The 7,199-nt window shown below is 47.2% G+C and carries 8 protein-coding genes and 1 pseudogene; 4 read left to right on the forward strand and 5 right to left on the reverse strand.

The window, feature by feature from the left end; all coding sequences use genetic code 11:
• The 3 genes from VN105_RS17660 to VN105_RS17670 all read left to right on the forward strand — a co-directional run.
• Positions 1 to 909 (forward strand): DUF6597 domain-containing transcriptional factor (locus tag VN105_RS17660; RefSeq protein WP_325642849.1); only part of this gene is annotated, 909 nt, incomplete at its 5' end.
• Between the two features lie 260 nt (positions 910 to 1,169).
• Positions 1,170 to 1,673: a cupin domain-containing protein gene (locus VN105_RS17665; protein WP_325642850.1), complete on the forward strand. Its 504-nt coding sequence runs from the start codon at positions 1,170 to 1,172 to the stop codon at positions 1,671 to 1,673.
• A gap of 52 nt (positions 1,674 to 1,725) precedes the next feature.
• Positions 1,726 to 2,343 carry a DUF4230 domain-containing protein gene (locus VN105_RS17670; protein WP_325642851.1) on the forward strand — a complete coding sequence of 206 codons (618 nt, stop codon included), beginning with the start codon at positions 1,726 to 1,728 and terminating at the stop codon, positions 2,341 to 2,343.
• A gap of 3 nt (positions 2,344 to 2,346) precedes the next feature.
• Here VN105_RS17670 and VN105_RS17675 read toward each other — a convergent pair whose 3' ends face one another.
• Positions 2,347 to 3,066 carry a hypothetical protein gene (locus VN105_RS17675; protein ID WP_325642852.1) on the reverse strand — a complete coding sequence of 240 codons (720 nt, stop codon included), beginning with the start codon at positions 3,064 to 3,066 and terminating at the stop codon, positions 2,347 to 2,349.
• 343 nt (positions 3,067 to 3,409) lie between these two features.
• Here VN105_RS17675 and VN105_RS17680 point away from each other — a divergent pair.
• Positions 3,410 to 3,640 (forward strand): annotated as a pseudogene (locus VN105_RS17680) (RNA recognition motif domain-containing protein); the annotation flags it as partial.
• Positions 3,641 to 3,772: 132 nt separating this feature from the next.
• Here the strand turns inward: VN105_RS17680 and VN105_RS17685 are convergent.
• The 4 genes from VN105_RS17685 to VN105_RS17700 form a co-directional block, all read right to left on the reverse strand.
• On the reverse strand, positions 3,773 to 5,092 hold the full coding sequence (locus tag VN105_RS17685) for a dihydrolipoamide acetyltransferase family protein (protein ID WP_325642853.1): 1,320 nt from the start codon (positions 5,090 to 5,092) through the stop codon (positions 3,773 to 3,775).
• 70 nt (positions 5,093 to 5,162) lie between these two features.
• Positions 5,163 to 6,410 (reverse strand): CinA family nicotinamide mononucleotide deamidase-related protein, encoded by a 1,248-nt coding sequence (locus VN105_RS17690; RefSeq protein ID WP_325642854.1) that lies wholly within the window; start codon positions 6,408 to 6,410, stop codon positions 5,163 to 5,165.
• Positions 6,411 to 6,427: 17 nt separating this feature from the next.
• The gene (locus tag VN105_RS17695; RefSeq protein ID WP_325642855.1) at positions 6,428 to 6,838 is read right to left on the reverse strand and encodes a thioesterase family protein; all 411 of its coding nucleotides are present in this window, start codon (positions 6,836 to 6,838) and stop codon (positions 6,428 to 6,430) included.
• A 41-nt stretch (positions 6,839 to 6,879) separates the two neighbouring features.
• A partial coding sequence (locus VN105_RS17700) for a DoxX family protein (protein WP_325642856.1) occupies positions 6,880 to 7,199 on the reverse strand: 320 nt, incomplete at its 5' end.

Below are 7,199 nucleotides of genomic sequence, written 5' to 3' on the forward strand. Positions count from 1 at the left end.
ACATCGCCACTTTTAGCGTATGGTGTGATCTGCAGCGATAGCGATATCCTTAAACACCACATTTTTGTACCTATGAACTTCCATATTCATCATCCTGCGGATGCATTGCGTCCATTTGTAAAGCAATATTATTACTGGGAAGATGATACCCGCGGTATTATCCAATTACCGCAAAACCTGTTTGCCCTGGGCGATCAGTACATGGTATTCATTCTTGAAGGGAAAGCAGAAGTGAAACCAGTAAATCACAAGGCATTTACCCTGCCGGCCGGTTCGGTATTAGGACATCTTACCTGCGCCTGCCAGTTACAGGTACAGGGACCGGTAAAAGCAGCAGTGGTACAGCTGAATGCCTACGGGTGTCACCGGCTTTTAGGCATGGATGCAGCTAACTTTACTAATTACTACCGAAACCTTACTGCTGCACAGCCTGCATGGCAGGAGCTGATAGCCGCCCTGCAACAGGAAAAGGATCCGCAACGTATAGAATCGCTGCTGGATGATGCCTGTCTTGCTGCCCTTGCGCAGCAACCCGCTGATCTTCGTGAAGTAGATGATATGGTTGATTACCTGTTAATCATGCAGGGAAATGTGAGTATAGAAGAACTGACAACCCGCTACGGACTTTCCCGACCTACCCTGGAAAGGATCTTCAGCAAAATAGTGGGTATTCCGCCGCAGTTGTACGCCCGGATGATCCGTTATAAAACGGCCCTGAGCGCGCTCCGCCAGCTGAATTTGCCGGAATGGCAAACACCGGTTGCTGCTACTCCATGGTATAACCAGGCGATGTTTATCAAAGATTATTTACTTTTTAATCACGAAACACCTTCTTATTTTGCAGGCGCAACAGGTACTATTGCGCACATGCCGGTGGGCAACCGGCAGCAGGTGGCAGTAGCCAGTTAAAAATACGGTACTCCGGGATGCGCTATGGATACTGCCTGTTTCCGGATATTAACTATATATAAGCCGTATTCTCGTCATATATAACTTGTATCTATAGAGATACAGGTTATATATTTGATGCATGCTGATGTCATTACTTTATTTCCCGGGTCAATGTGCACGCCACCCGGAGCCGTCATGTGGAATATAACCCTGTGCTATATACGAAGAATGCAATCACATACTTTTTATTTAATTTACCGGTCCTAACAGGCATAACTATGCAATATTCTGCAGCCCACTGGCGTGAACAACTGAAACTGCAATCCCATGTTGAAGGCGGCGCATTCCGCGAAACCTACCGCTCTCAATGGGTACTTGATATGGCTACACTTCCGGCCGGTATGAGCGGTAACCGCAATGCTTCCACCTGCATTTATTTTTTGCTGGAAGAAGGAGAGTTTTCCGCATTCCATCGTATTGCAGCGGATGAGATCTGGCATTTTTACGATGGCAGTACATTAACGATCTACGAAATAGCTCCCGGCGGAGAGCTGCTGGTACATAAACTTGGACGCGACATTGTGAACAATGAAAGTTTGCAGGTGATCATTACGGCGGGCAACTGGTTTGCTTCCCGCGTAGAAGTGCCCGGAGGCTATGCGCTGGCTGGCTGTACGGTTGCGCCCGGGTTCGATTTCGCGGATTTTGAACTGGCCGAAAAAGCGCCCCTGCAGGCGGCTTACCCGGAACATGCTGCCCTCATTGATAGTCTTACAAGATAACGGTTACGGCTACCCGCTATAAGCCTCCCTGGTTTTTATTACATTTACAGGTATGAAGAAAATCCTTTACCTCGTTGTATTTATATTATTTACGCTCCTGGTATTCTGGCTGGGCAAGCGCTTTGGCAGCACCAATGTGAGTCAGCAGGTAATTTCCAACAGCACAATTGTAAAGGAAATTGCAGAACTGGCCAGCCTGGATGTGCAGGGAAGCGCCAGTATCAAAAGAAGTAATATTGAAAACAGCGGCGACTGGACCGATAACCTGAAGAAAGCATTCCTGGAAAACACCATATGGGTCACTATTCCCTACCAGGCCAAATTTGGAGTAAACATCGACGATAAATCGTTTAAAGTACAAATGACTGATAAGAAGATCATTATCAGTTTGCCGGCGCCCCGCCTGCTCAGTTATGAACTGAAAATGGACAAAATGGAAACTTCCAACCGCAAGGGATGGCTGCTGTTCCAGGACGATGAAACCTACACGGATGTACAGAAAAAACTCTACCAAACCTCCCGCGTCCAGCTGGAAAGTAATCCCACCTACATACAGCAATCAAAAGAGAAAATAAAGAAAGTAATGGAGCAGTATTATGCCCCATTCCTGAAAGATCATACCCTGGAGATCCGGTACAACGGGGAAACCAGTGCCCCGGCATTAAATTAGCCGTTATGCCGCCTCCTGTGCAATGTATTTCACCAGGCTTCTTTTAGCTATGGGCAGCAGTGTTTCATTGACCGGCACCACCAGGGGCGTTTCCACACAATATACAGCAGGGTTGGGTAAGTTGTTACGCTCCCGGATCAGCATGCTCTTGATATGGCTGATGGTATGTACCAGGTCTTTTTTATAGGCCTGAAGGTATTGTGTATGAATGCCCCGGTACCTTTCGTCGTGCCTTTCAAAAATGGTGAGCCGGTAGGTGTATACCAATGTTTGCCTGCCCCGGCCATCGCACAGCAGCAGGTATCCTTCCGCGGTTTCCAGCGGTACCAGTCCTACCGGGAAAATATTAAGATGTTCCGCCACGTACTCGTAAATTTCGGTCCCCCCTTTAATGGTGCTGTTAAGCTGGGGCAGGGAATACTGGATAATGGATTCCAGTTCTTCCATCAGTTCATCGTCAGCAATCAGTTGTTCATACAGCAATTCCAGTTTTTGAATATTCACTGCCGTTAGTCTTTTTGGAAACTGTTGCTGCAAAAACTGTTTGTTATCCCGGAATGCCACCAGGTTGTTGTAGTGGAAGATAATGTCTGACAACTGCGGGTACAGCCTGCTCTGGGTGAAGTGTTGATTGATGTCCTGTAAATAAGCCAACAGCGTATACTTTTTCAGCTCAAAGTCGATATAACCATCAGCAAACCATGTTTCACTTAACGCTCCCATATGAATTTAATTTAATGTATCATGTACTGAATTTACGAAAAAAAAACCGTAAAAACGGGGGTTTTCCGGCTACAGCGCACTATTTTAAATAATATTTCAGCGCCAGTCAAACGGGTCACTACAAAGGATCTACCTATGTCAAACAGTAGTAAAAAACCTGGTAAATACAAAAATATTTTAACGCTAACTTTTTTATTAGCGTAATTTTCATAACTTCAGTATATTATTTTTCATTTTTTTAATTTCAGTTATCATGAACATTTACGTAGCCAACCTGCACTATAGGTTGAACGATGAGGATCTCCATCAGATTTTCAGCGATTTTTGAGAGGTTACCTCCGCTAAGGTTATCAAGGACCACGAAACAGGCCGCTCACGTGGTTTTGGCTTTGTGGAAATGCCTAATCAAGAAGAAGGAGCAAAGGCTATGGATAGTTTGAACGGCAGCGAAATCGAAGGTAAGCAATTGATGGTAAACGAAGCAAGACCTAAACAACCGAATAATAATTTCAAAGGTGGCGGTGGTAATAACCGTGGCGGCGGAGGATATGGTTCCCGCGACCGTCGTTATTAATAAAATCCCCTTTATTCGGCACTAAGGAACTAAGGAGACGCTTTTACCAGGCGTCTCTTTTTTTGTTTTCAGGAAGATAAAAAATGCAGCAGAGACCTTTCCCTGCTGCATTCCTGTTTAAAAACGTTTATATTAAATTCCTCTTTTCGGATCGAAATTTTCCAGTTCCTGTGCCACGGCGCTCAGGAAAGTAGAACCCAGGGAACCGTCTACAATCCGGTGGTCGTACGACATGGAGAGGTACATCATGTGCCGGATACCAATGGTATCTCCTTCTTCCGTTTCAATTACAACCGGGCGTTTTTTGATAGCGCCTACTGCCAGGATAGCTACCTGCGGCTGGTTAATGATAGGTGTTCCCATCAGGCTGCCGAAGGTGCCCACATTGGTGAGGGTGAAAGTACCGCTTTGGGTATCTTCCGGTTTCAGCTTATTCTGGCGGGCGGAATTGGCCATATAGTTTACCTGCTTCGTTAACCCGGTGAGGTTCAGCATATCTGCATTTTTGATCACCGGAACAATCAGGTTACCACTGGGCAAAGCCGTGGCCATGCCTATATTGATATCTTTCTTGATAATGATCTTGTCGCCGTCGAGTGAACAGTTGATCAGCGGGAAACGCTTGATACACCTGATGATAGCTTCTATAAACAAGGGCGTAAAGGTTAGTTTTTCGCCTTCCCGTTTCTCGAAATCAGCTTTTACCCTATCGCGCCACTTTACCAGGTTAGTCACATCCGCTTCTGCAAAACTGGTTACATGCGGGCTTGTTTGTTTGCTCATCACCATGTGATTGGCAATCAGTTTGCGCATGCGGTCCATTTCAATGATCTCCACATTACCATTGTAAGTGGGGGAGGCCACGGTAGTGGTTACCACCGGTTGGCGGGTAGTGGCTGCTGCAGTAGTGGTTGCCGGTTCCGGCGTTACATCGGGAATGACCTTTCCCTCGCGGCGGTCGGCCACAAACTGCAGGATATCTCTTTTGGTTACGCGGCCATCATTGCCGGAACCGGGGATCTTTTCCAGGTCGGAAAAGCTGATGCCTTCCTGTTGTGCGATGGTGAGTACCAGCGGGGAATAAAATTTGGCGCCCCCACCGGAAACGGGCGCTTCAGCAGCAGGCGTATAGGCAGGTGCTGCAGTAAATTTCGGTTCAGTGGATACAGGTGCTGCGGGCGCAACAGGTGCGGAAGTTGCTGCAGCTTCGGCATTGGTATTAATGCGGGCTATGACGGTACCAACCGGTACCACATCATTTTCATTGAAGAGCAGCTCTGTGATCTCTCCTTCTGCAGTAGAGGGAACTTCGCTATCGACTTTGTCGGTGGCAATTTCAAGTACGGTTTCATCTACTTTTACGTGATCGCCCGCCTTTTTATGCCAACGCAAAATGGTGGCTTCCATGATGCTCTCCCCCATTTTTGGCATTACCAATTCTACAATGGCCATAAGATTGATTTTTGCTTTAGTGCGCGACAAAAATACGGGAATTGTACCAATTCAAACGAGGTCAATATCCCTATTCCAGGATGAGTTTGCGCAGCTCATTCATGGCATAAACAGCTGTCATTTGCGTATTCCGTTCCCGGTCGTAGCGCAGCTGGTATTTAACGGTAACTGTTTTTGCTGTACTGGCCACTGCTATCCAAACAGTGCCTACCGGCTTCTCCGGCGTACCGCCGTCCGGTCCCATAATACCTGATACGGCAATTGCGTAATCGGTTTGCAGGAGTGTGAGCGCGCCTGCAACCATTTCACGGACGGTGGCTTCACTTACGGCCCCATGCGCCTGCAGGGTTTCAGGTTTCACCCCTAACATCTTCACCTTCATTTCATTGGCATACGTTACCGCGCTGCCCTTGAAATAAACGGAACTACCCGGCACCGCTGTAATCCAGCTGGAAATCAGCCCGCCGGTACAGCTTTCCGCCGTGCCCATGGTTTTGCCTTTTTCCTTTAACAGGTGTCCCAGCACCTCTCCTATCGAAATATCCTGGTCGGTTACCGTGATATCTGCCAGCAGCTCTTTCAATTGGTGAAAAAGGATGCTCACTTCCGCCGCTACCGACAATTTATCTTTCCCCTGCCCGGTTAAGCGCAGTTTCAGCAGGCTGTAGCTGGGCAGGTACGCCAGTTTGATGTGAGCGGGCAGCTTCGCTTCAAAGGCTACCAGTCTTTCCGCAATGAAAGACTCACCCATACCGGAAGTAACCAGGGTTTGGTGTATTACGGCAGGCGTACTGAAATGTGCTTCCAGTTTTGGCAGCACATAATTTTCCATAATGCCCTTCATTTCATGCGGCACCCCGGGCATGGATACGTATATTTTACCTTCTTTCTCAAACCACATCCCCGGTGCGGTGCCCCTTTTATTTTCAATGATGGTGGCGGCTTCCGGTACCAGGCTCTGATCTATATTCCTTTGCAGCACAGGCAATCCCCTGCTTTCGAAAATATGCAGCACATTATCCAGTGCTTCCTGGTTTTGTACCAGCCTGGTATTGAAGTATTCACACAGGGTGGGCTTGGTAATATCATCGGCAGTTGGGCCCAGTCCCCCGGTGATCAGTACAATATCCGATACCGCCGATTCCTTTGCCAATGCATCCAGGATATCTTCCCGGATATCGCCGATGGCTACACGCCGGTGTACCCATATACCCATTGCATTCAGCTGCTGCGCCATCCAGGCGGAATTGGTATCAATCGTTTGTCCTATCAGCAGTTCATCTCCAATGGTGATAATGCTGGTGGTGATCTTATCCATACGCGTTGTTTATACTGCTATTCAAAAAACGGTGCCAGTCTTTTCTTCAGGTCTTCCGGTAAACCGGCCTTCTGCTTCGTTTTCACATCAATGAATACCAGTGTGGTTACCCCAACATTCAGCAATTCATTCTTTTCGTTATACAACTCACTGTGAAACTGGATCTTAGAACTTTTCGGCAATTCCTTCAGTATAGTCTTCACCGTTATCAGGTCGTCGTAATAGGCTGGCCGCAGGTATTTTACATTCAGTTCTGCCACTGGCATAATCACGCCCTGTTCTTCCAGTTCCCTGTAACTGAAGCCCAGCTCCCTTATGGCTTCGGCCCTGCCTACTTCGTAATACAGTCCGTAATTGCCATAATACAGGTATCCCATCTGATCTGTTTCCCCATAACGTACCCTGATCGTTGTTGTACTGATAAACATGGTTCCTCTGCTATTTTATCCTTAACGTTTACTTGAAAATTTTATTTGCCCAGGGCTCCGTCCAGTGAAAACTTACCGGGGCCTGTAAAAAGCAGTGTTACAAATGCCGCCAGGAACAGGATGGGCAGTTCTTTTTCCGATACGGTGTCTTTTCCGTGTATCATAAAAATAACTACGCTCATACAAATGATCAATGGCACAGAAGCCAGTCTGGTCAACAGTCCCATGATAAGCAACACCGCGCAGAACACTTCTGCAAAAACTACCATTCCCAAAGAAATTTTATGTCCTACCCCCAGCGGATCCGGGAAAGTATTCATTTTGGCAGTAAAATTGATCAGCTTGGGCCAGCCATGCAGGA

The sequence above is a fragment of the Chitinophaga sp. genome (genome assembly GCF_035564935.1).
Lineage (GTDB): Bacteria > Bacteroidota > Bacteroidia > Chitinophagales > Chitinophagaceae > Chitinophaga.

Bases quoted from the DNA above. Each gene is read 5' to 3' on its own strand.
- VN105_RS17665 (WP_325642850.1), top strand. From the start codon at position 1,170: ATGCAATATTCTGCAGCCCACTGGCGTGAACAACTGAAACTGCAATCC.
- VN105_RS17670 (WP_325642851.1), top strand. From the start codon at position 1,726: ATGAAGAAAATCCTTTACCTCGTTGTATTTATATTATTTACGCTCCTG.
- VN105_RS17675 (WP_325642852.1), bottom strand. From the start codon at position 3,066: ATGGGAGCGTTAAGTGAAACATGGTTTGCTGATGGTTATATCGACTTT.
- VN105_RS17685 (WP_325642853.1), bottom strand. From the start codon at position 5,092: ATGGCCATTGTAGAATTGGTAATGCCAAAAATGGGGGAGAGCATCATG.
- VN105_RS17690 (WP_325642854.1), bottom strand. From the start codon at position 6,410: ATGGATAAGATCACCACCAGCATTATCACCATTGGAGATGAACTGCTG.
- VN105_RS17695 (WP_325642855.1), bottom strand. From the start codon at position 6,838: ATGTTTATCAGTACAACAACGATCAGGGTACGTTATGGGGAAACAGAT.